18 protein-coding genes and 1 tRNA gene are annotated in these 21,529 nt (G+C 63.5%); 6 read left to right on the forward strand and 13 right to left on the reverse strand.

Annotated elements, in window-relative coordinates; translation table 11 throughout:
* Window positions 1-254: 254 nt before the first annotated feature.
* Genes H7692_RS00005 through H7692_RS00030 form a run of 6 tightly spaced genes read right to left on the reverse strand, consistent with a single transcriptional unit; the run spans window position 255 to window position 5,936 of the window.
* Window positions 255-1,820, reverse strand: coding sequence for an SMP-30/gluconolactonase/LRE family protein (locus H7692_RS00005; RefSeq protein WP_222136333.1), 1,566 nt, complete (start codon window positions 1,818-1,820; stop codon window positions 255-257).
* A complete protein-coding gene (locus H7692_RS00010; protein WP_201924783.1) occupies window positions 1,817-2,794 on the reverse strand; it encodes a sulfotransferase domain-containing protein in 978 nt (325 codons plus the stop codon). The genes H7692_RS00005 and H7692_RS00010 overlap by 4 nt, the downstream gene beginning before the upstream one ends.
* 18 nt (window positions 2,795-2,812) lie before the next feature.
* The gene (locus H7692_RS00015; RefSeq protein ID WP_201924784.1) at window positions 2,813-4,120 is read right to left on the reverse strand and encodes an NRAMP family divalent metal transporter; all 1,308 of its coding nucleotides are present in this window, start codon (window positions 4,118-4,120) and stop codon (window positions 2,813-2,815) included.
* A complete protein-coding gene (locus H7692_RS00020; protein ID WP_201924785.1) occupies window positions 4,117-4,563 on the reverse strand; it encodes a nuclear transport factor 2 family protein in 447 nt (148 codons plus the stop codon). The genes H7692_RS00015 and H7692_RS00020 overlap by 4 nt, the downstream gene beginning before the upstream one ends.
* Window positions 4,556-5,140, reverse strand: coding sequence for a VOC family protein (locus H7692_RS00025; RefSeq protein WP_201924786.1), 585 nt, complete (start codon window positions 5,138-5,140; stop codon window positions 4,556-4,558). The genes H7692_RS00020 and H7692_RS00025 overlap by 8 nt, the downstream gene beginning before the upstream one ends.
* 13 nt (window positions 5,141-5,153) lie before the next feature.
* Window positions 5,154-5,936 (reverse strand): SDR family NAD(P)-dependent oxidoreductase, encoded by a 783-nt coding sequence (locus H7692_RS00030; protein WP_201924787.1) that lies wholly within the window; start codon window positions 5,934-5,936, stop codon window positions 5,154-5,156.
* A gap of 304 nt (window positions 5,937-6,240) precedes the next feature.
* On the opposite strand from H7692_RS00030, the gene H7692_RS00035 reads away from it, so the two are divergent.
* Window positions 6,241-7,941, forward strand: a complete 1,701-nt coding sequence (locus H7692_RS00035; protein ID WP_201924788.1) for a winged helix-turn-helix domain-containing protein — start codon at window positions 6,241-6,243, stop codon at window positions 7,939-7,941.
* 335 nt (window positions 7,942-8,276) lie between these two features.
* Complete coding sequence (locus H7692_RS00040) at window positions 8,277-8,774, forward strand: hypothetical protein (RefSeq protein WP_201924789.1); 498 nt, start codon at window positions 8,277-8,279, stop codon at window positions 8,772-8,774.
* Here H7692_RS00040 and H7692_RS00045 read toward each other — a convergent pair.
* The 3 genes from H7692_RS00045 to moaA all read right to left on the reverse strand — a co-directional run bounded on the left by H7692_RS00045 (window position 8,760) and on the right by moaA (window position 10,750).
* Window positions 8,760-8,834: transfer RNA gene (locus H7692_RS00045), tRNA-Asn, on the reverse strand. The two genes, H7692_RS00040 and H7692_RS00045, sit on opposite strands and share 15 nt — an antisense overlap.
* Before the next feature lie 109 nt (window positions 8,835-8,943).
* Window positions 8,944-9,714 (reverse strand): NAD kinase, encoded by a 771-nt coding sequence (locus H7692_RS00050; protein WP_201924790.1) that lies wholly within the window; start codon window positions 9,712-9,714, stop codon window positions 8,944-8,946.
* Between the two features lie 25 nt (window positions 9,715-9,739).
* Entirely contained in the window at window positions 9,740-10,750 is a 1,011-nt protein-coding gene (moaA, locus tag H7692_RS00055) for a GTP 3',8-cyclase MoaA (protein ID WP_222136332.1), read from the reverse strand.
* 60 nt (window positions 10,751-10,810) lie between these two features.
* Here moaA and H7692_RS00060 point away from each other — a divergent pair, with 60 nt between their 5' ends.
* Complete coding sequence (locus H7692_RS00060; RefSeq protein WP_201924792.1) at window positions 10,811-12,007, forward strand: bifunctional diguanylate cyclase/phosphodiesterase; 1,197 nt, start codon at window positions 10,811-10,813, stop codon at window positions 12,005-12,007.
* A gap of 92 nt (window positions 12,008-12,099) precedes the next feature.
* Here the strand turns inward: H7692_RS00060 and mfd are convergent, their stop codons facing one another.
* Both mfd and H7692_RS00070 read right to left on the reverse strand, forming a co-directional pair.
* On the reverse strand, window positions 12,100-15,603 hold the full coding sequence (mfd, locus tag H7692_RS00065; RefSeq protein ID WP_222136331.1) for a transcription-repair coupling factor: 3,504 nt from the start codon (window positions 15,601-15,603) through the stop codon (window positions 12,100-12,102).
* Window positions 15,600-15,860, reverse strand: a complete 261-nt coding sequence (locus tag H7692_RS00070; RefSeq protein WP_201924794.1) for a succinate dehydrogenase assembly factor 2 — start codon at window positions 15,858-15,860, stop codon at window positions 15,600-15,602. Before H7692_RS00070 ends, mfd begins: the two co-directional genes overlap by 4 nt.
* A 146-nt stretch (window positions 15,861-16,006) precedes the next feature.
* Here H7692_RS00070 and recG point away from each other — a divergent pair, with 146 nt between their 5' ends.
* On the forward strand, window positions 16,007-18,073 hold the full coding sequence (recG, locus tag H7692_RS00075; RefSeq protein WP_222136330.1) for an ATP-dependent DNA helicase RecG: 2,067 nt from the start codon (window positions 16,007-16,009) through the stop codon (window positions 18,071-18,073).
* Here the strand turns inward: recG and H7692_RS00080 are convergent.
* Complete coding sequence (locus tag H7692_RS00080) at window positions 18,070-18,411, reverse strand: PilZ domain-containing protein (RefSeq protein WP_201924796.1); 342 nt, start codon at window positions 18,409-18,411, stop codon at window positions 18,070-18,072. The two genes, recG and H7692_RS00080, sit on opposite strands and share 4 nt — an antisense overlap.
* 74 nt (window positions 18,412-18,485) lie before the next feature.
* On the reverse strand, window positions 18,486-19,712 hold the full coding sequence (tyrS, locus tag H7692_RS00085) for a tyrosine--tRNA ligase (protein WP_201924797.1): 1,227 nt from the start codon (window positions 19,710-19,712) through the stop codon (window positions 18,486-18,488).
* A gap of 100 nt (window positions 19,713-19,812) precedes the next feature.
* Between tyrS and H7692_RS00090 the strand changes: the two genes are divergently transcribed.
* On the forward strand, window positions 19,813-20,316 hold the full coding sequence (locus H7692_RS00090) for a DOMON-like domain-containing protein (RefSeq protein WP_227339542.1): 504 nt from the start codon (window positions 19,813-19,815) through the stop codon (window positions 20,314-20,316).
* Between the two features lie 2 nt (window positions 20,317-20,318).
* Complete coding sequence (locus H7692_RS00095) at window positions 20,319-21,521, forward strand: exo-beta-N-acetylmuramidase NamZ domain-containing protein (RefSeq protein WP_201927169.1); 1,203 nt, start codon at window positions 20,319-20,321, stop codon at window positions 21,519-21,521.
* Window positions 21,522-21,529 lie beyond the last annotated feature (8 nt).

Consider the following 21,529-nt stretch of genomic DNA (forward strand, 5'->3'; position numbering starts at 1 on the left):
ATACCGGCCAGCGGCCCCTGAAAGCGCCGCAATCTAGGCCTGACAGAAGACCGCACTCGATCACCAGTTCAAAAGGTCAGAAACCCTCTTGCATCACGGGCGGCAACCACAGAAGTCCTGACCCTAGACTGGCTGGAACGACGCGGCGGCTCAACGGCCGACTATCTGTTTTCAAGCCGGATTGATTCCGCTGGACACATATAGCTGGCGCGCAGAGCGTTGCCGCACCGCAGGGGCAGCGCCCCTCGCGCGGGTCAGTCATGATTTCCTCCATCGTTCGAAGTGGCCGACACAGGCCCCGTTCCTGGCTTCAGCCGCACCAGCGCATCGCCGAGGTTCGAGACGTAGACAGTCCCGTCCGGCGCAAGGATCACGCCCGTCACAAGCCCGGGAAGCGGCCCCCACATTGCAGGCGTGAGAAGCGAGAGCACCGGTTCGCCTGCCTCCAGCCGGCGCGCGGTTTCAGCGATGATCTGCGCGTTGGTGTCGGGGGTGGGGCTGAAGATCGTCTGGCGATCCCCGGTGCCGGGATCGACCCTGTAGACTGCATTGGCAAATGGGCTTGCGACCCAGAGCATGCCGTCAGCGCCGAGTTCGATATTGTCGGGAGTCGGCAGGGTCACAAGAATGCGCCGATCGCCGAGCGCGCCTGTATCGGGATCGACCGCAAAGCTGAGGATCCGGCTTTGCATGATTTCGGCTACATACAGCTTCTGGCGCGTTGCATCGAAGGCGATACCATTGGCAAAATCGAGGCCTGAAACCATTTCGACCGCGACCGGTTTGGCCCGGTCCAGCTCTTCGGGGGCTATCCGCCAGACCGATCCATCGCCGAGCGGCTTGTCTGCGGCTGCAAACATGCGTGCCTCGGATCCTTCGCCGGCTTTGTTCCGGGTCGACTGGGTGAACCAGATCGCCCCTGACGTATCTCGAACGACGGAGTTTACCCCGAAGGGATGGTCGTAGATCAGCGTGACCTGCTCGGTTTGCGTGTCGACGCGGTAGATGTGCCCGCCAGTGATGTCGGCAACGAGGACATGCCGGCCATCGGGCTCGAAAGACACACCGTTGGGGCTGTTCCACAGCGGCTCGGCTTTGGTCCGGAAGCCGGCGGCGACGAAATTGCCAAAGGGGCGCCTGGTCCCATCGGGTGCCAGCGTCACCAACCCATGATCCCAGTCGCCAACCAGCAGGCGGCCATCGGGAAGCACCACACCGTCCTCGGCATGCGTCAGCGAGCCGTCGGAGGGGAAAAGCGAATACTCGGTCGTAAGACCCTTTGCGGTTTCGGCCGCTCCGATTGCGACTGGATCGCTCGTTTCCGCAGCGTCGTAGCTCACCAGCGGGGCGCACATGCCGCCAACGATCTTCCAGCCATCGTCGGTTGCCTGCCAGGTGTGGACGAATTTCTCGCGCTTTGATGCCGGGCCCCCACCGGCTTCGGTCCAGGTGGTGACTGCCGAGAGATAGGTGACTGCAAAACCGTTCTTGACGATTACCGCCTCTGCGGTCGGTACAGTCCGCTGCCCGCGCGCGGTCATACCTTCAAACCAAGCTTCAGCAAACTCGGCCAGCCCCGAAAGGTCGGCCGGGCCAGCCGCGCCGCAGGGCCAGCCGGTAAAGTCAGGATGCCAGAGGTCTAGATACCCTTCGAGATCGCGCGAATTTACCCGATCCCAGTAATCGACCTCGCCCTGCCAGACTGCGGCTTGCTCGGTGCTTAGCTCCACCGCGCGCTGTTCGGCAGTTTGGCTTTCGGCGTGTGCCGGGCAAGCGCTCGCGATAGCCGCAGCTGCGAGGAGTGTGAGATTGCGGATCACTTTGTCGGCCCTCTTGTTTCGGTTTTTTGGTCAGAAGCGGGTGTCGGATCGCCCGCGGCATGCCGTCCTTTTTCCAACCACCGCGCCAGGTCTTCCGGCACAGAAGCTTCGATCGCGGCGCGATAGTCGGCGAGGTCCTGTTCGGTGAGGACAGCTTTCCAGCGATCATTGGTGCCCTTGTGAAGAAACGTGTCCGTGCCGCCCTTGAAGGCGACGTTGATAATGCCAAGCATCTTGGCACCGTCGCGCTTCATGCTCGAAAAGCCGGCCGCCTCGACGATTTGCGCCATCAGCGGCTCGGGCGTTTTGATCCCGCAGAAATCGCCGATCCGGCGTATCTCGCCTTCGAGGTCGGCTTTCAGATCGTTGTAATGGACAAGCAGGACGTTCGGGCGGTGCCGCTCGTCCCAGAAACTGCGTTCGAGCTCCAGGAATTCGGCGATGGTGAAATCATCGAAAGGCGCATAGGCAGGATCGCGAAGCCAGCGGCGGAAGAAAGCGCGCGCATCCGCCCGTGCCCTTGGATAGGGGCGGGCGATCTGCGGGTCGTCGAGACCGCTCTGGTCCAGCGTCTCTTCGAACTCCGCCGTATAATGCGTCGCGTGATTGTGAAATGACATCGCCGCATCGCGCGGATCGCGTGCGACATTGATGTAAAGAACGTTGTCGTGGAGCGGCAATGCAGTCAGCGGCGAATGGCTCTTGAGCGAACGCACTCCGGGCGCCTGTGACAGGGCTTCGGCAATCTCTGCCTGTGGCGTGAAGCGCGCGTCCAGCCACGGTTGCTCATCGATGAAGGGGCGGGGCTCTGCCGATTGATGAAGCAACATGCTGACGATGCGCTGCGTCCAGGTGGTCCCCGTCTTCGGCGGCGTACAGATCAGTATGTCGCCTGCACGGAATTCGAAATCGTCCCAGACCCGCGTATCGGTGTGCCAGGTGCGGATGGTTTGTTGCGGCTTCTGGATGAGCAAGGCTCTTCTCCCGGGCGTTTATCGCAAGGTGAAAAACGCAGCCGTCAGACCGAGCATGACGATGATGGCTGCAAGATTGAGGGCCTGGATCCGCCGCGACGGGCGCGCCTCGGCAGGCATGGTGGGCCCGGTCACCGAAAGGTGATTGAGGATGGCGATCACCGGCGCTGCTATGAACGCAAGGCTGGTTGCAAGGTCCATCAAGGTGGTGAAATCGGACAGCAGGGTGAACAGAACGAGGATATCGAGCCCCACGATGACAGGGACGACTACCCGGTAGATCGCGCCGAAGAAGGCTGGCTCGGTGCGGTCCGTCGCCTGCTGCACTGTAGATGCCACGATCCGGCAGCCGATATCGACGCCGCCCAGCAGCGTGGTCAGCATCACGCTGAGCGCGGCAACCGAAGCCAGGAGCGCAGCGCCATCGCCGAGGACGGAGCGGTAAAGATCAATCACTTGCGCCGCGAATGCCGGCGCGCTGCTTTCAGGCGTTACCGCGCCTGAATGCATGACTCCGGCGCCCATGATGCAGAAGCAGATCGCCAGGATCGCGGTCAACGCATAGCCGGATGCAAATGCCAACCGCGCATCTTCGAGCCGGCTGCCCCCACCGCTTCCCGAATTCTCGCCGCGAAGGTCGCTCTCCACTCTCGCTGTCCAGAGAGATTGAGAGACCGACACTTCGAGCGGGTTGGGCATGAAGCCGGCCAGCGCGATCACGAACAGCACGGCAACCGGATCCATCATCCATGTGAAGTCGGTGAGCGTGGGCCACGCAACCCGCGGCAATACCAGCGCGGTTGCCAGCACGGTCGAGATGACGAGGAAGGACAGCAGGACGCGGTTGATCTTGTCGAGCCAGTCATATCCTCCGGCAAGGAGCACGCCGCCCACGCTCAGCAGCAGGATTGCCCCGACGACCGGCGTCGTTGCATCGATACCGGTGACCGCTATGAAGACGCCCGAAGTAGCGGCCGCGACCGCGCCGTGAATGATGGGAGTGATTGGCAAGATCGCCAGCGCGAACAGCAGCACCGCCCAGCGGCCCAAGTGCCGGTAACCGGCAAGGATCGATTGCCCGGTCGTATGCCCATAATCTACCCCGAAACGAAATGCCGGATATTTGAGGAGGTTGGCGAGCACGATGACGCCCACCAGACCCAGACCATATACTGCCCCTGCGCGGGTCGACTGGACGAGATGCGAGGTTCCGATCGCCACGCCGGAAAACAGCAGCGCGGGGCCGATCAATCGCCATACGGCTTGCTTGCGACCGACAGCGTCGGCCGGTTTTATGGGTTGCGGATGGGCGCTGGCGACATTCATGCCGGGCTGGCGTCGAATACGGTCGATTGCCTGACGGCTACCTTCCAGCCGTCAGGCTTGAGCTGCCAGAGATCGGTGAAGCGCCGGCGCACCGTGTGCCCGGCATTTGGAGCGCCGCCGATTGGTTCGAACACTTCGCCGCCCATCAGGATGACTTCGTCGTCGCCCCGCGGCGCTGCGTAGTCGATGGTCCGGTGAAAGTAGGAATAAGCGAGTTTGCCGCCCGCGAAAAAGCGCGCGCTGTCGGCGATGCGACTGATCGCATTCATCGGGTTGTTGGTGACCGATTCCTCGTCGAACGCGGCCAGAAACCCGTCCTTGTCGCCAGCTACGATCGCAGCATCGAGCGCGCTCATCGCCTCGATTGCGGCGGCAACACGCGGATGTTCCAGCGCCTTGGCTACCGCCGCGTCGGCGGCTTCCCATTTGCTCATCTTATCCATCCACCATCTCCATGAGTTCGCCCCTGATCGGCGAGACCGGACCGTTCGCATCGATTCTGAGCAGGTCGGCCTCGGCCATTCCGCCGCGCAATTTCGCGAGCCATTCGTCGGGGTCGAATTCGACGCCGACAGGGTTTTCACCGAATTTTTCGCCCTTGAAGTAGCGTGTGCACTCTGCCTTGCTGGCGAAGCAGTCGACGCTGAATTCCATCTGGTTGCCGTCGGGATCGGCGTAATAGAGCGAGGCGCTCATCCCGTGATTGACGCACCAATAGGGTTCGACGCCCTGCGCCTTGAGATCGGCATAGGCCTCGAGCAGTTCCGCCATAGACGGGCAGTCATAGGCGATATGATCGACCCCGATCGGCCCGCGATGATCGAGCCCGTCGCCCGGTGCAATCACGTCGAGATCGGCAAAGGCAAAGCGGTGATGTTCCTCGTCATGCGTGAGGAATGCGAGTGCCGGGTTCTGATGAACGATCTCGGCCCCGAAGACCTTTGCATACCAGTCGAGCATCTCGGAAAGACGCCTCGTGCGATAGACGACATGGGCCGGTTTGGGCGCGGGGATGGGCATTGGGCTTCCTCCTTCAAAAGACCGAATATCCGCCGTCCACCGGCAAGGTGACGCCGGTGACAAAACGGGCGGCGTCGCTGGCGAGGAAAACGGCGGCGCCGGCGCATTCTTCGGGCTCGCCCCAGCGCCCCATCGGTGTCCGGGCCAGCAGCATCGTCTGGAAATCCGCCCAGTCGGGGTCGTCGCGGGCGACCTGCGTCATCTCGGTGGTAATCCAGCCTGGAGCGATGGCATTGACCTGGATGCCGTGCGGAGCCAGTTCGACCGCCATCGCCTTGGTAAGCTGGACGATCCCGCCCTTGGCCGCGCCGTAACTCGGCAAGGCTGCGGCTCCGAAGATCGAGTACATGCTTGCAAGGTTGATGATCTTGCCCGACCCCCGTTCGATCATCGAGGTCGCCGCCAGCTTCGACAGAAGCATCGTGGCGGTGAGATGGGTTGCGATGGCATTGTCCCAGCCGTCTTCCGACTGGTGCAGCACGCCGCCGCTGATATCGGTGTTCCCGGCATTGTTGACGAGAATGTCGAGCGGACCGAGCGCCTCTTCCACCTGCGCTAAGCCAGGGGCAAGCGCGGCGCGATCTGTGACGTCAAGCCCGCAGGCATGGGACGCAACGCCGAGCGCCTCGATCTCGCGTCTGACGTAAGCGCTGCGCTCGCCATCACGCGCCATGATCGCCACCGAGGCACCCGCTTGCGCGAAGCCTAGCGCGATGGCCCGCCCGATGCCGCGATTGCCTCCGGTGACGCAAGCAACTTGTCCGGAAAGGCCGAAGGATGGTCCCTGCGTGGTCATGGTGATCAATTCGCCGCCCCGGCAGGATTCAATGCAGCCAGGATCTCGAACAGGAAATTTGGATTGTTCATGCCATTATCCCCCCGGATTGGCCGCTTCCCCCAATATCGAGCGACCTGCGCCATTCATGGTCGAGCACCGCCGCCCACGTCCTGATGCTAAGGTTCGTTTGGTCTTAGGTTTTCCTTATGCGCTGAAATCGCGTAATTATTTTACGAACCTGGATGCAATAAAAATGCAGTTCGTACATCCGCGCGTACTGGTTTAAGACGTGAGCGGGGCATTGCAGGGGGTGCGAGACAGGATGGATGCCAATTCAGGGCCGATGATCGCAGGCGGCCAATTCGTTGTCGCCGGCGTGACGGCTGACCCATCTGCGCTGACGCTGACAAGCGAGCTCGGCGTTTCGACGATCGAACCCAAGATGATGGCGTTGCTGGTGGTCTTCTCGCAACGACCCCGCCAGCTATGGACGCGCGGGGAGCTTTGCGATGCGCTATGGTCATCGGGTCATGGAAGCGACGAGGGTCTAAGCAGGCTCGTGTCGCTCCTGCGCAAGACGCTGGCGAACGATCATGGCGCGGAAGATGTTATCACTACCGTCCCGACGCTTGGATACCGGCTGGACGCCGATGTGCTCACGGACAAGACATCATACAGCGCCGCTTTGCCTGCCACGAAAGGCGCGCCGGCAACGGGCGGATGGCGGAAAACCGCAGCGATCGTGGTCCTGTTCGCCGCCATCGTCGCGGCGATATGGTTCAGCATGGCCGACGATACAGGAGAGGCGGTTGCCAGGGACGAGCCGGAAACCAGCCTTGCCATCCTGCCTTTTGAAAATCTGACCGGGACCAGCCAGCAGGCCTTTCTCGCTGAGGGCATGACACGTGACCTCACTTCGTTGTTGTCGAGGGTGCCTCGGCTGAGAGTTGCGCCGTACAGTTCCGCCCGAATCTTTGCAGATGACAGTCGGCGTGCTGCGGCGGCCGAAGCGCTGGGCGTGCGCTACATCGTGTCCGGGTCCCTTACGACACAGGGCGACCAACTGGTTCTGAGGGTGGATTTGAGCGATGCAGCGAGCAACCAGCAAGTCTGGTCGAAGCGATTTGTCGAACCGCTCACGGGCTTCTTCGATCTTCAGCAGGACGTGATCCAGGCTATCTCGACTTCGGTATCGTCGGAGATCCAGGCGTTCGAGATGAGGGCGGTCCAGGATAAGGGCCGGTTCAATCTGTCAGTCTATGAACTGGTGCAAAGAGCGCGGTCGCGTCGCTACGCCTATGGCCGCGAAGCTGCGATGATGACGATTGAAGATGTGCAGCGCGCGCTCGAAATCGATCCGGATAATTACTCGGCCCAGGCGATCCTGGCTACACAGCTCGCACAAAATGTCATCAGCGGATATTCGGACGACCCGGCCCGCGACATTCCAAGGGTGCTCCAGATGCTGGAGCAAATGCGCGCACGGTCGCCGCGTGATCCCGAAGTTCTGACCGCCACAGCCCTTGTCCGCCTCTATGTCCAGGGCGACGAAAAGGCCGCGATCAGGTTGCTGGAGGAATCGCTGGCGATCGACCCGAATGAACCGCACGCATCCGCAGTGCTGGGTTTGCAGAAATGCTATCAGGGCGAACATGCCGAGGGGATGCGACTGATCGTTGATGCTGAGGCACGGGCGCCCAATCATCCGCGCTACGCGATCTGGCCGTGGTTCAGGGCCGGATGTCACGGCGCACAGGGGGAAAACCGATTGGCGCGCGATGCTGCGCAGGATGCAATCGATCGGAACCCCAATTACTCGGGACCATATTATTCTTACGCTCATTACGCATGTCTTTTGGGCGATCGTGAAGACGCACGAGAGACGGCGGCAAGAGCGAGAAGCATCGACCCCAGGTTCAACCTGAGAAGGTTCGAACGCCTGATGGCGACGGTCAATTATCCTGGCCCTCCTGACCACACACGCGAGGAGGCGGACGCACGTGTTCGCGCCTGCCTTGGGTGAAGCCAATTCCAAGGTCGTAGTTGCTTGGTGCTGCAATAGGTCTCACCCAATCCGGTCAATCGACCGTTGACTTGCATCGGATCATCTGCGGAAGGCCCACTTTTCAGGAGATCAAGCAGAGTGCAGACTGTCCGCCACCGGCCATCATTTGAACGTCCGTTATATCGACCGGCCCCCGCCATTGACTGAAGTGACGCTATTGTGGGAAGAATTCGACGTGGGTCTCAGCGGTGCGACCATAATAGACTATGCGGCGCCCGAGGAAGGAGACGAGATAGCCCGCACAGCCGGCTGCCTTCGCTTCCCGGCTGAAGGCAGCGTAGCTGACGCCGCGCATGCACCAATGGCTCGGCCAGGCACTGAAAGAAAACAGCGACCTTATAGAAACCGAACACGCGCGCGTGCTCGACCGTCTCCGCCGCGATCAGGACGACATCCGTGAACGCATGAAGAAGGCCTACCTCGACCACGTCGATGGCAAGCTCGACGAAAGTCTCTTCGCCCGAATCTCCGAAGACTATCGCGAAGACCTGAAGGGGTTGTCGCGGGAGTTCGATCGTCTGTCAGAGGCCGATCATGCCTATATCGACGACGGCATCGCGCTGCTGGGCATCGCCAAGGACGCACGCCGGATGTTCGGGGAAGCCGATTTTGCGGGTAAGAGAAACATTCTCCACCACCTACTATCGAACTGTTCCTACAAGGACGGAGAGGTGTCAGTGACCTTCCGTAAACCCTTTGATATCATTGTGGAAAGTCTGCCGAAGGCCAAGGCTTCGGAGGGTGCTTCAAGCGCCAAAATCGGCAAAAATCGGAAATGGCTCCCCGGGTAGGATTCGAACCTACGACCGATCGATTAACAGTCGATTGCTCTACCGCTGAGCTACCGAGGAACAAACCGCCGTGGCGGGCAAGGCGGTCCCTTTGCCGCCAACCGATGTTTTTATCAAGGGGGTATTCGGAAAAAATTCTCGCGTCAGCGATCGGTCGGCCGCTTTGCGGTCAGACGATGAATTGTTCCATCGCGATGCGTTCGTCGAGGCCTTGGTCGGGGTCGAACAACAGGGTGAGCGGGCGGCTGCGATCGGTGGTGACGCGCACGGTCTTTACGTCGCGAATCTCGCGCTGGTCGGCGACCGCAGAAACGGGGCGTTTGGCGGCCTCGCGAACATTGAAGCGGATGCTGGTCGATTCGGGAACGAGCGCACCGCGCCAGCGCCGCGGACGAAAGGGGCTGATCGGTGTGATCGCCAGCATTTCCGATTCCAGCGGCAGGATCGGACCGTTGGCGCTGAGGTTATAGGCGGTCGAACCCGCCGGCGTCGCGACGAGCACCCCGTCACACGCGAGTTCTTCCAGCATCGTGCGCTCGTTGATCAGAACCTCGAGCTTTGCCGCCTGGCGCGTTTCGCGGAGCAGCGAAATCTCGTTGATCGCGGGCAGGATGTGGCGTTCGCCGCTGATCGTCGTGATGTCGCCAGACAGCGGGTGGATCAGGAAGGGCCGCGCCGACGCGATACGTTCGAGCAAGCCTTCGACGCGAAATTCGTTCATCAGGAAGCCAACGGTGCCACGGTTCATTCCGAACACGGGCATGTTGCGCCGCTGGTCGAGCAACTGGTGCAGCATGTGGAGAAGAAATCCGTCGCCGCCGAGCGCGATGAGCAAGTCGGCCTCGGCAATGTCGACAAAGTCGTAAAGCGGCCGCAGTTCGGCCTCCGCCTCCAGTGCCGACGGCGCGTTCGACGCGACGAGCGCGATCTTGCGTTGCATTCTGTATCCCCCTCCGGACGGGGTCCTACCCGCCCGTTGCACTCATGTGACGCGCGACCGCCGGCTCAGACTTTCGTTCGATAAGAAAGTCATGCGCGCGGGGTTTGCCAGCCAATGCCGCGTCAATCAACCCGTCGACATGGCCCATGTCGCCGGTGCGCAGTGCGGCGCGCAGGTCGACATGATCGTTCTGACCGAGGCACATATAGATGCGCCCCTCGACCGTCAGGCGGATGCGGTTGCAGGTGGCGCAGAAATTGTCGCTGAGCGGCGTGATCAGCCCCAGCGTCACCGCGCTGCCTTCGACCGCGAAATAGCGCGCCGGGCCACCCGTGCGCTGCTCGGTGGGAAAGATCGCGCACTTGTCGCGCAGCGGCGCAATGAACTGATGGAGCGGGATATAATGGTCGCTCCGGTCGCTTTCGACCTCGCCGAGCGGCATCGTTTCGATAAGGGTAAGGTCGCATCCGGTGGCGGCGCACCAGTCGAGCATCGGCAACAACTGGTCTTCGTTGATGTCCTTCAACGCGACCATGTTGATCTTGACCGAGAGGCCCGCCTTGCGCGCCGCGGTGACGCCGTCCAGCGCCACCGAGAGATTACCGACACGGGTGACATGGCGGAAGGCTTGCGGGTCGAGCGTGTCGAGGCTGACGTTGACGCGCCGGACGCCCGCTGCCGCCAGCATCGGCGCATATTCGGCAAGCCGCATCGCATTGGTGGTCAGCGTCAGCTCGTCGAGGCCATTCCCGATCAGTGCGCCGAGACGCTTTGCGAGCGTGTCGATGCCGCGGCGCACGAGCGGTTCGCCGCCGGTCAGCCGGATGCGACGGATGCCGCGCGCAACAAACCGTTCGGCGAGGTCGCCCATTTCCTCTAGGCTGAGTACCGCCGATTTGGGGAGGAAAGTCATATCCTCCGCCATGCAATAGCGGCAGCGCAGGTCGCAGCGGTCGGTGACCGACAGGCGCAAATAGCTGATCCGGCGGCCATGGGCGTCAGTGAGCGGAGCGCTGTAGGGCGAAATCGCGTCCATCGGCACAATGTGATGCAAAAGGGAAGGGAATGGCAAGAAAAGCCTGCTAGGGGGGCGCCAATGAATCATAGGGACGATACGAACGCTGCGAGCGTCCGCCACTTGCAGGCGCTGCAAGCGCAACACGAGACTGACGTTGGCGTCATCCTGGTGCAGGTCGACCAGCTTGCGCGCATTAATCACAGCGCGGGCCCCGAGGCAGGAGACGCGCTGCTCGAAGAGGTCGCGCGACGGCTTGAAACTTTTGCCAGCGACGAATTGGGCCCTGGTTCGCATGTCGCACGGCTCGGCGGTCCGCGTTTCCTGATCGCGCCGGCAACGCCGCTTTCGCTCGGCGCGCTTCATGCGCAGGAGCGCGCGCTGCACCTCGTCCTTGCCGAGCCGATGGTCGGCGACCCCGCCGGCCGGCTTGCAATCCGTATTGCCGCCGCGGTAATCACGCGCGACGAACCAATCGACGAACAACTGCGTGCCGCCGCCGATCAACTGGCGCGCCCGGCATCGGCGCGCGACGGTGCGATGGTTAAATCGGCGCTGGCGCATAATGAAGTCGCCATATTCTATCAGCCGCAGTTCGACGTCGCCTCGGGAGCGATGGTGGGTGTCGAAGCTCTGCTGCGCTGGCAGCATCCCGAACTTGGTTTGCTGGGCGCGGGGCCGCTCGTCACTGCCGCACGCGCCGCGCGGCTCGAATGCGAGCTGACCGAACATGCGCATCGCGTCGCGCTGACCGAGATTGCCACGTGGCCGGCAGCGCTTGCAAAGCTTCATGTTGCGCTCAACATCACCGCTGCGGATCTGGGCGATCCAGAATTTGCCGACCGTTTTGCAGCGATGGTGCGTGCCAGCGATGTTGCGCCGGACCGCTTGACGCTCGAGCTCACGGAGCAGGCGATGCTCAGCGATCCGGCGAGCGCCGCGGCGCAGCTTTCGCAGCTGCGTGCGCTCGGCTGCGCAATCGCAATCGACGATTTTGGGACGGGCTATTCCAGCCTGTCGCTGCTCGCGCGGTTGCCGATCGATTATTTGAAGATCGACAGCGGCTTTACCCGCACGATCGATGGCAGCGATCGCGATCGAATCGTCGTGCGCGCGATCGTTGACTTGGCGCGCGCGCTGGGGCTGCGTGTGGTCGCCGAGGGAGTCGAAAAGGAGACGCAACTCGCGCGGCTCGCCGAACTTGGCGTGGCGAGCTGGCAAGGGTTCCTGAAATCGGGGCCGGTTCCGGGAGATCAACTGTCGGAGTTGATAGAATAATCATCGCCCGCGCGCAGGCGGGTGCCGTCGGCAACTTTGAGCCGCGTTGCTGGGTAAACCGATAGCGGCCCCCGCTTGCGCGGGGGCAACGGCTACCCCGCCTGCTTCGCCAGCTTGCCTAATCCCTTTGACAATTGCAGCGCGCCGTTGAGCCGTGCGCCCGCGCTGGCCCACTCGCCGCTCACCGACAGCTTGTTGTCGGGGCGGATGCGCGCGCGGCCCTTCAGCCGCTCGACATAGGCGATCAGGCCGGGGACGTTCGCAAATTCGTCGTCGTGGAAGCTGACGAGGGCACCCTTCGTTCCGACATCGAGCTTGGCGATGCCTGCGGCCTTCGCGTTCGCCTTGATTTCCATAAGCTGGATCAGGTTTGCGGTTTCTGGCGGCAGTGGACCGAACCGGTCGATCATCTCGGCAGCGAATCCGTCGAGCGCGGCGCGGTCCTCGGCTTCGTTGAGGCGGCGGTAGAGCGCCATGCGCAGCGGGAGGTCGGGAACATAATCCTCGGGAATCAGGATCGGCGCATCGACGGTGATCACCGGCGACAAGGCTTCGCGCGGCGGTGCGACGCCGGCGCCCTCGGCCTTGGCGACGAGGATCGCTTCTTCCAGCATCGACTGGTACAGCTCGAACCCGACCTCGCGGATATGCCCCGACTGCTCGTCGCCGACCAGATTGCCCGCGCCGCGAATGTCGAGGTCGTGGCTCGCGAGCTGAAAACCTGCGCCAAGCGTGTCGAGATCGCCGAGCAGTTTCAGCCGCTTTTCCGCCGTGTCGGTGATGGCGCCGGTTTCGGGCGTCGTGAGATAGGCGTAGGCGCGCGTTTTCGACCTCCCCACGCGCCCGCGAAGCTGGTAGAGCTGCGCGAGCCCGAAGCGGTCGGCACGGTGGACGATCAGCGTGTTGGCGCTCGGGATATCGAGCCCGCTTTCGACGATGGTGGTAGAAACGAGCACGTCATATTTGCGGTCGTAGAAAGCGCTCATCCGTTCTTCGACCTCGCCCGGCGCCATCTGGCCGTGCGCGACGACATATTTGATCTCGGGCACGCGGTTGCGCAGGAATTCCTCGATGTCGGGCAGATCCTTGATGCGCGGGGTGACGAAGAAGCTCTGCCCCCCGCGATCATGTTCGCGCAGCAGCGCCTCGCGGATGACGACCGGGTCCCACGGCGCGACATAGGTGCGCACCGCGAGCCGGTCGACGGGCGGTGTCTGAATGACGCTGAGTTCGCGCAGCCCCGACATCGCCATCTGGAGCGTGCGCGGGATCGGCGTCGCGGTCAGCGTCAGCACATGGACGTCGGCCTTGAGCTGCTTGAGCCGTTCCTTGTGAACAACGCCGAAACGCTGTTCCTCGTCGACGATGACGAGGCCGAGATTCTTGAACTCGACCGATTTCGCGATCACTGCATGGGTGCCGACGACGATGTCGATCTGGCCACTCGCGAGACCATCGCGCGTCTTTTGCGCCTCGGCAGCGGGGACGAGGCGCGACAGGCGGCCGATATTGACCGGAAAGCCTTTGAAGCGTTCGGCGAAATTGGTGAAATGCTGGCGCGCGAGCAAGGTGGTGGGCACGACCACCGCGACCTGTACCCCAGCCATCGCGGCGACGAAGGCGGCGCGCAACGCGACCTCGGTCTTGCCGAAACCGACGTCGCCGCAAACTAGTCGATCCATCGGGCGGCCCGACGCCATATCCTCGAGCACGTCGCCGATCGCGCGATCTTGGTCGTCGGTTTCCTGATAAGGGAAACGGTCGGCAAAGGCGGGATAGGCGGCGTCCTGCGCCAGTACGTCGCCGGGGCGTAGCGCTCGCTGAGCCGCTGTGCTCAGCAGTTCGCCCGCAATCTCGCGGATCCGCTCCTTCATCCGCGCCTTGCGCCGCTGCCACGCCTCGCCGCCGAGCTTGTCGAGCGCGACGCCTTCGCTCTCGCCGCCGTAGCGCGAAAGGACGTCGAGATTCTCGACCGGAACGTAGAGCTTGTCGCCGCCCGCATAGGTGAGTGCGACGCAATCGTGCGGACTGCTTCCCACCGGGATCGAGGTCAGCCCTTCATAGCGGCCGATGCCGTGATCGAGGTGGACGACAAGGTCGCCGACACTGAGTGTCGCAAGCTCGGCAAGGAAAGCATCGGCGCTTTTGCGCCTTTTGTTGCGGCGGACAAGCCGCTCGCCGAGGATATCCTGTTCGGTGAGCAGGCTGAGCGCGCCCGAGGCGAAACCGTGGTCGAGCGGGAGGACGATGAGGGCGACGGTGCCCGTTCCAAGCGACCCTTTTTCGGAACTCAAGCCCAACGCCGCCTGCCAAGTCTCGGCGAGCGCCAGCCCCGTTACCCCATGCTCCTTCAGCAGTCCTGCAAGCCGGTCGCGCGCACCGCTCGAATAGCTGGCGATGATCGTGCGTCGTCCCTTGCGGCGCTCGTCGGCCAGATGGTCGGCGACCTTGTCATAGACGTTGAGGTCGGCGGCGCGTTCGGGGGTGAAATCGCGCGCCGCAACGGTTTCGAGGTCGAGCACGCCTGCTGCTTCGGGCACGTCGAACGGCGTGGCGATATGGATTGGCCGCGCCGCCTCGGCATCGCGCCATTCGCTTTCGGTCAGATAGAGCGCATCGGGTGCCAGCGGACGGTAACTGCCCGCCTGTTCCTGCTCGGAGGCGACGCGGTTGGCGTGATAGTCGCGGATTGCCTCGAAGCGCGTGTCCGCGGTCGCGTCGGTGCGGTGGCCGCGCAGCACGGGGGTTTCCGCCGCAATATGGTCGAACAGGATCGAGAGTCGCTCCTCGAACAGCGGCAGCCAATGGTCCATCCCCGCCTGTCGCCGGCCCTCGCTCACTGCTTGATAGAGCGGATCGCCCGTCGCTTGCGCGCCGAACAGCTCACGATAGCGGGTACGAAAGCGCTTGACCGTCGCTTCGTCGAGCAATGTTTCGGCGGCGGGGAGCAGTTGCAGCGCCTTGGCGGGCCCCAGGCTGCGTTGGTCGGCGGGATCGAAGCGACGGATGCTCTCGATCTCGTCACCAAAGAAGTCGACGCGCAGGCCCGTTTCTTCGCCTGCGGGGAAAAGGTCGACGAGGCTGCCGCGCACCGCGAACTCGCCCTGGTCGGCAACGGTGTCGACGCGGCTGAAGCCGTTGGCGACGAGCAATTCGGCGAGCGCATCGCGGTCGATCCGCTGCCCGGACGCCAGCGTCGTTGCGAGCTGGCGGATGCGAAAAGGCGTCAGCGTGCGCTGGGTAATCGCCGCGACAGTCGTCAAGATCAGTTCGCCGCGACGAGCCGGCGCCTGCAGCGCCGAAAGCGTGGCAAGCCGGTCGGCGCTGACGCGCATCGATGGCCCCGCGCGGTCATAGGGAAGGCAATCCCAGGCCGGGAAACGATGGACGACGAGGTCGGGTGCGAAGAAAGGCGCGGCGTCGGCGATCGCCTGCATCGCGGCATCGTCGGTCGCGATATAGAGCAGCCGGTGCTCGCTCGCACGCGCCAGATCGGCGAGCAGCAGCGGCAGGAAGCCGTCGGCCGCGCGCGCGAGCGTCAGCGGCGCAGACGCCTGCCCGATGGCGGCAAAAATATCGGCGGCGGGTCGCGTCATGGCAGCGGGATATAGTCCAGACGCCGCATCGCAGCGATGAGTTCCGGGCGGTCGAGATGCGCCGGCGGCGCGCCGGTGCCGAGCGCCCAGCCCATGATGTCGACATCATCCTCGTCGCAGACCGCCTCGAACCAGTCGATCTCCGCCGCACCCCATTCGGGCGAATAGCGATCGAAAAAGCCGCCGATCATATAATCGGCTTCGCGCGTGCCGCGATGCCAGGCGCGAAATTTCAGGCGTTTCAGGCGGTCTTGCATGGCGGGCCTTTTAGAGCGGTGGCGCTAGGTATCAAGTGACGACCCTTCGCTCGCTTTCGTCATCCCGGCGAAGCCCGGGATGACGAAAGATGATGTTCGAGAGGGTGATGCAACTTCGCAAAGCTCACGCTACACAGCAACGACCGATGCGACCCGATATCCTCAACCCGCTCTTCGCCGCGCTTACCGACCTCAAGGGCGTCGGGCCGCAACTTGCGAAGCCGCTCGCGCGGCTCGGGCTCGATCGCGTGGTCGATGTGCTTTTCCACCTGCCGACCGGGCTGATTTCGCGCGTGCCCGTCGAGCGGCTCGACGATGCACAGCCGGGACAGACGATCATCGTCGAGGTGGCCGCGCAGGACTATCGCCCCGGACGCAGCCCGCGCGCGCCCTTCGGGGTCGAGGCGTTCGACAGTGCGGGCGACCATGTGCGGCTTGTCTATTTCGGCCGCACTTCGGGCCTCGCGCGCAAGCTCTTCCCGCTTGGCGAGAAACGCCGCGTGTCTGGGCGGCTCGATCTTTATGGCGACATGCGCCAGATCGTCCACCCGGATCATGTTGCCGAGCCGGGCGACGAGGGCGGCATCGCTGTACACGAGCCCGTCTATCCGCTGACCGAGGGGCTGACCAACGCGCGGCTGTCGCAGCTGGCGGCGGTGGCGCTCGAACGGCGGCCCGAATTGGCCGAATGGATCGACGCGCCCCTGCTCGCGAGCCGGGGCTGGCCTGCGTGGCGCGACGCGCTCGATCGCGCGCATGCCAGCCCGCGCGACGAGGCGGCGCGCGACCGGCTCGCCTATGACGAAATCTTTGCGAGCCAGGTCGCGTTGATGCTGATCCGCGAAGGTTTGCGGACGCGCAAGGGCAGGGCGATCGTCGGCGACGGGCGGCTGACCGGTGCGCTGCAGCTGCCTTTCGGCCTGACGGGCGCGCAAGAGCGCGTCGGGCGCGAGATTGCGGGCGACATGGCGCAGGATACGCCGATGCTGCGGATGCTGCAGGGCGATGTCGGATCGGGCAAGACGCTCGTCGCGCTGCGCGCGATGCTGGCGGCGGTCGAGGCGGGGACGCAGGCGGCGCTGCTCGCGCCGACCGAAATCCTCGCGCGCCAGCATTTTGCGACGCTGCAGAAAATGCTCGCGGGCCTGCCCGTCAACCTCGCGATCCTCACCGGGCGCGACAAGGGCCGCGCGCGCGAATCGACGTTGATGGGACTCGCCGACGGCAGCATCGACATCCTCGTCGGTACGCATGCGATCTTCCAGCAGGCGGTGAGCTACCGCGACCTCGCGCTCGTTGTCGTCGACGAACAGCATCGCTTCGGCGTCGCGCAGCGGCTGATGCTTACCGACAAGGGCGCCCGCCCGCCGCATCTGCTCGTGATGACCGCGACGCCGATCCCGCGGACCCTTCTGCTCGCCAATCATGGCGAGATGGACGTGTCGCGCCTCGACGAAATGCCGCCGGGCCGCACGCCGGTCGACACGCGCGTCGTATCGGTCGAACGACTCGACGAGGTCGTCGCGGGGCTCGAGCGGCACCTCGATGGTGGCGCGCAGACCTATTGGGTGTGTCCGCTTGTCGCCGAGAGCGAAACGAGCGAGCTGGCGGCAGCCGAGGAGCGCGCGGCGCTGCTCCGTGCGCGGCTGGGGGGCGAGCGGGTCGGGCTTGTCCACGGGCAGATGAAGGGCGCGGACAAGGATGACGTCATGGCGCGGTTCGCGACGGGCGAGATTGGCGTGCTCGTCGCGACCACGGTGATAGAGGTCGGGGTCGATGTTCCTGCGGCAAGCCTGATGATCGTCGAACATGCCGAGAATTTCGGTCTCGCGCAGCTGCACCAGCTTCGCGGTCGCGTTGGACGCGGTGCGGCAAAATCGGTGTGCTTGCTGTTGCGTTCGCCGAACCTGTCGGAGACGGCGCGTGAACGGCTGGCGCTGATGCGCGAGACAAACGACGGATTCGTCATTGCCGAAAAGGATCTCGAACTGCGTGGCGGGGGCGAATTGCTTGGACTCAAGCAATCGGGCGACGCCGATTATCGCGTCGCGAACGCCGAACAGCTCGTGCGGCTTCTCCCCGCGGCGCACGACGACGCGCGGCTCTTCGTCGAGCGCGACGGCGGCATAACGGGGAAACGGGGGGAGGCGGTGCGTCTGTGCCTTTATCTCTTCGAGCGCGATGCGGCGGTGCCGCTGCTCCGAAGCGGTTAGTTGACGTCGCCGCGCGCACCCATCGCGCGGATCATCGGCAGATAGTCTTCGACCGAGATCGACTTGTCGAACTGCACACCCGTCTTGCCGCCGAGCGACCAGATGACCTTTGCCGCGGTGCGGCCGATGATCGGCATGCGGAAGACGACGAGGTCGCCGGGCTCGAGCCCGCGTTCATAACGCATCAGCAGGCCGTCGGCGCTGATGTTGACGCAGGTGCACATTTCCTGCCGCCCGTCAGGCAACACGAAAGGCAAGCGGCAATAGACGTCGCTACGCGGCGCGATCCGCTGGTCGAGGCCAACGTAATGGGCCTTGCTGGTGTCAATCTTGCGCATTCGAACTGAACCCTTGTTATGTGCGTACAAGGATCGGCAGAATTACTGAAGAATCAGTAAATCCGGCTTTGGCTTTAGCGCGTGACGAGACCGTGCTTTTTCGACCCCAGGCTGAGCGGAACGGGGTCGTCGGCAGGCAGGATTTTGTGGTGCGGATCGCGGACCGCGACCCCGTCCACCTTGACCGCACCTTCGTCGAGTTTGCGCCGCCCTTCCTTGTTCGAGGCGGTGAAGCCCAGCTCACGAAGCGCGGTCAAAATGTCGATCCCCCCGGCGGGCGCTGTGACCTGCGGCAGGTCGCCACCTATCTGACCCTTTTCAAAGGTTTGCGTGGCGGTTTCGGCGGAGATTCTTGCTGCTTCCGGGCCGCGGCACATCGCGGTCGCCGCGTTCGCCAGCACCTTCTTCGCTTCGTTGATTTCGGCGCCGTCGAGCGCCTCGAGCCGCGCGATCTCGTCGAGCGGAAGATCGGTGAACAGCTTCAGGAATCGCCCGACGTCGCGGTCGTCGCAATTGCGCCAATATTGCCAATAGTCGTAATCACTGAGCTGTCCCGAATTGAGCCACACCGCGCCCGCTGCAGTTTTGCCCATTTTGGCGCCCGCAGCCGTCGTGAGCAGCGGAGTCGTCAAGCCGAACAGTTCGGCGCCGTCCATCCGGCGGCCGAGTTCCATGCCATTGACGATATTGCCCCACTGGTCCGACCCGCCCATTTGCAGCCGTACGCCCATTGCTTTCGACAGGTGGCGGAAATCGTAACCCTGCAGGATCATGTAGTTGAATTCGAGGAAGGTCATCGGTTGTTCGCGGTCGAGCCGCAGCTTGACCGAATCGAAGGTCAGCATTCGGTTGATGGTGAAGTGCGTGCCGACTTCCTGAAGCAGTTCGATATAGCCGAGCTGTCCCAACCAGTCGTGATTGTTCACCATCACCGCGTCGGTCGGGCCGTCGCCGAAGGTCAGGAAGCGTTCGAAAATGGTGCGGATCGACGCGATATTCGCCTCGATCGTTGCGTCATCGAGCATCTTGCGGCTTTCGTCGCGACCGGTCGGGTCGCCGATCCGCGTCGTTCCGCCGCCCATCAGCACGATCGGCTTGTGCCCCGCCTGTTGCAGGCGGCGCAGCATCATGATCTGGACGAGGCTGCCGACGTGCAGCGACGGCGCGGTCGCGTCGAAGCCGATATATCCCGGAACGACCTGTTTCGCGGCGAGCGCATCGAGCCCTTCCGCGTCGGTCATCTGATGGATATAGCCCCGTTCATCGAGCAGGCGCAGCAGGTCGGATTGATAGGTCGTCATAACAGCCTCTTGGAAAGCCGGGGGCGCTTAGCATGGGGTTTCGGATTTGGGTAGCATGCGCGCGGAATTGATATGTCATCCGCAGACCCCGGCGAAAGCTGTGCGATCGGTTGCGGTCGAGGTGACGCTGTCGTTCGACGATGGTTTTGCTCTGGAGTTCGTCGTCGCGGGCGATATCGCCGCGGTCATCCTCCCCGAAGGGCAGGGCGAACTCGTCATCGCTGACAGCGCGACCGACGGACTGTGGCAAAGCAGCTGTTTCGAAGCCTTTCTGACCGACGAGGGCGGAACAGACTATACAGAATTCAATTATGCGCCGGACGGTCGCTGGGCCTGTTACCAGTTTGACGATTATCGCGTATTGCAGCGGCCGGACGAGCTGGCGCCCTGGGCGATGCAGGCCGCGCGCGAGGCGACGCGCTACGCGCTGCGAATAGAGCCGGGGATATTGCCCGAAGCGACGACGAAACTCGGCCTGTCGGCCGTGATCGAGGAGGTGGATGGGACCAAGAGCTTTTGGGCGCTCGCGCATCCGCCGGGCAGACCCGATTTTCATCATCCCGATTGCTTCGCGCTCACGCTTGGGGCACCCGACGCGTCATGACCGTGAAATTTGGCATCGACCGCCTGCTCGCCGACCCCCTCCTTCGCCAACCGCTGGAGGGCAAGCGCGTGGCTCTGCTCGCCCACCCGGCATCGGTGACGGCCGACCTCGTCCACAGCCTCGACGCGCTCGTCGCGGCGGGGGTGAATGTGACCGCGGTGTTCGGTCCCCAGCATGGCGTGCGCGGAGATTTGCAGGACAATATGATGGAATCGCCCGATTTCACCGACCCGGTGTACGGCGTTCCCTGTTTCAGCCTCTATGGCGAGGTGCGCCGCCCGACCGGTCAGTCGATGCACAGCTTCGATGTGCTGCTGGTGGATCTGCAGGATCTGGGCTGCCGCATCTACACCTATGTGACGACGCTCCTTTATGTGCTTGAGGCCGCCGCCAAACACCGCAAGGCGGTGTGGGTGCTCGACCGTCCGAACCCCGCCGGACGACCGGTCGAAGGCACATTGCTGCGCGAAGGCTGGGAGAGTTTTGTGGGCGCGGGGCCGATGGCGATGCGCCACGGCCTGACGATGGGCGAGATGGGGCGCTGGTTCATCCGCCATTTCGATCTCGACGTCGATTATCGGGTGATCGAGATGGAGGGGTGGGAGCCACAAGGCGCGGGCTTCGGCTGGCCCGCCGACCGCGTCTGGATTAACCCCAGCCCCAATGCCGCAAACCTCAACATGGCGCGCGCCTATGCCGGAACGGTGATGGTCGAAGGCGCGACCTTGAGCGAAGGGCGCGGAACCACGCGCCCGCTGGAACTGTTCGGCGCGCCCGACATCGACGCGCGCGCGGTAATTGCCGAGATGCAACGGATCGCGCCCGAGTGGCTTGCCGGGTGCAAGCTGCGCGACCTGTGGTTCGAGCCGACCTTCCACAAGCATGTCGGCCGCCTCAACAGCGGCGTCCATATCCATGCCGAGGGGCCGTGGTACGATCATAACGCCTTTCGTCCCTGGCGTGTCCAGGCGCTCGGCTTCAAGGCGATCCGCAGCCTTTATCCCGACTACCCGATCTGGCGCGGGCTCGATTTCAAATATGAATATACCGACGACGTGCTCGCGATCGACGTGATCAACGGCTCGCCGCTGCTGCGCGAGTGGGTCGACGATGCAGGCGCCGCGCCGGGCGACCTCGACGCGCTCGCGCTGCCCGATGAAGCGGCGTGGCGGGACGAGATTTCACAGCTTCTTCTTTACAGCTGAAAGGCACG

It is taken from the genome of Sphingopyxis sp. P8 (genome assembly GCF_020622175.1).
Lineage (GTDB): Bacteria > Pseudomonadota > Alphaproteobacteria > Sphingomonadales > Sphingomonadaceae > Sphingopyxis > Sphingopyxis jiangsuensis.

Coding starts and splice junctions, on each gene's coding strand:
- moaA (WP_222136332.1), bottom strand. CDS start 10,750: ATGGACGCGATTTCGCCCTACAGCGCTCCGCTCACTGACGCCCATGGC.
- H7692_RS00025 (WP_201924786.1), bottom strand. CDS start 5,140: ATGCCCATCCCCGCGCCCAAACCGGCCCATGTCGTCTATCGCACGAGG.
- H7692_RS00040 (WP_201924789.1), top strand. CDS start 8,277: ATGCACCAATGGCTCGGCCAGGCACTGAAAGAAAACAGCGACCTTATA.
- H7692_RS00030 (WP_201924787.1), bottom strand. CDS start 5,936: ATGACCACGCAGGGACCATCCTTCGGCCTTTCCGGACAAGTTGCTTGC.
- mfd (WP_222136331.1), bottom strand. CDS start 15,603: ATGACGCGACCCGCCGCCGATATTTTTGCCGCCATCGGGCAGGCGTCT.
- H7692_RS00015 (WP_201924784.1), bottom strand. CDS start 4,120: ATGAATGTCGCCAGCGCCCATCCGCAACCCATAAAACCGGCCGACGCT.
- H7692_RS00070 (WP_201924794.1), bottom strand. CDS start 15,860: ATGCAAGACCGCCTGAAACGCCTGAAATTTCGCGCCTGGCATCGCGGC.
- H7692_RS00050 (WP_201924790.1), bottom strand. CDS start 9,714: ATGCAACGCAAGATCGCGCTCGTCGCGTCGAACGCGCCGTCGGCACTG.
- H7692_RS00020 (WP_201924785.1), bottom strand. CDS start 4,563: ATGGATAAGATGAGCAAATGGGAAGCCGCCGACGCGGCGGTAGCCAAG.
- H7692_RS00035 (WP_201924788.1), top strand. CDS start 6,241: ATGGATGCCAATTCAGGGCCGATGATCGCAGGCGGCCAATTCGTTGTC.
- H7692_RS00060 (WP_201924792.1), top strand. CDS start 10,811: ATGAATCATAGGGACGATACGAACGCTGCGAGCGTCCGCCACTTGCAG.
- tyrS (WP_201924797.1), bottom strand. CDS start 19,712: ATGACGACCTATCAATCCGACCTGCTGCGCCTGCTCGATGAACGGGGC.
- recG (WP_222136330.1), top strand. CDS start 16,007: ATGCGACCCGATATCCTCAACCCGCTCTTCGCCGCGCTTACCGACCTC.
- H7692_RS00080 (WP_201924796.1), bottom strand. CDS start 18,411: ATGCGCAAGATTGACACCAGCAAGGCCCATTACGTTGGCCTCGACCAG.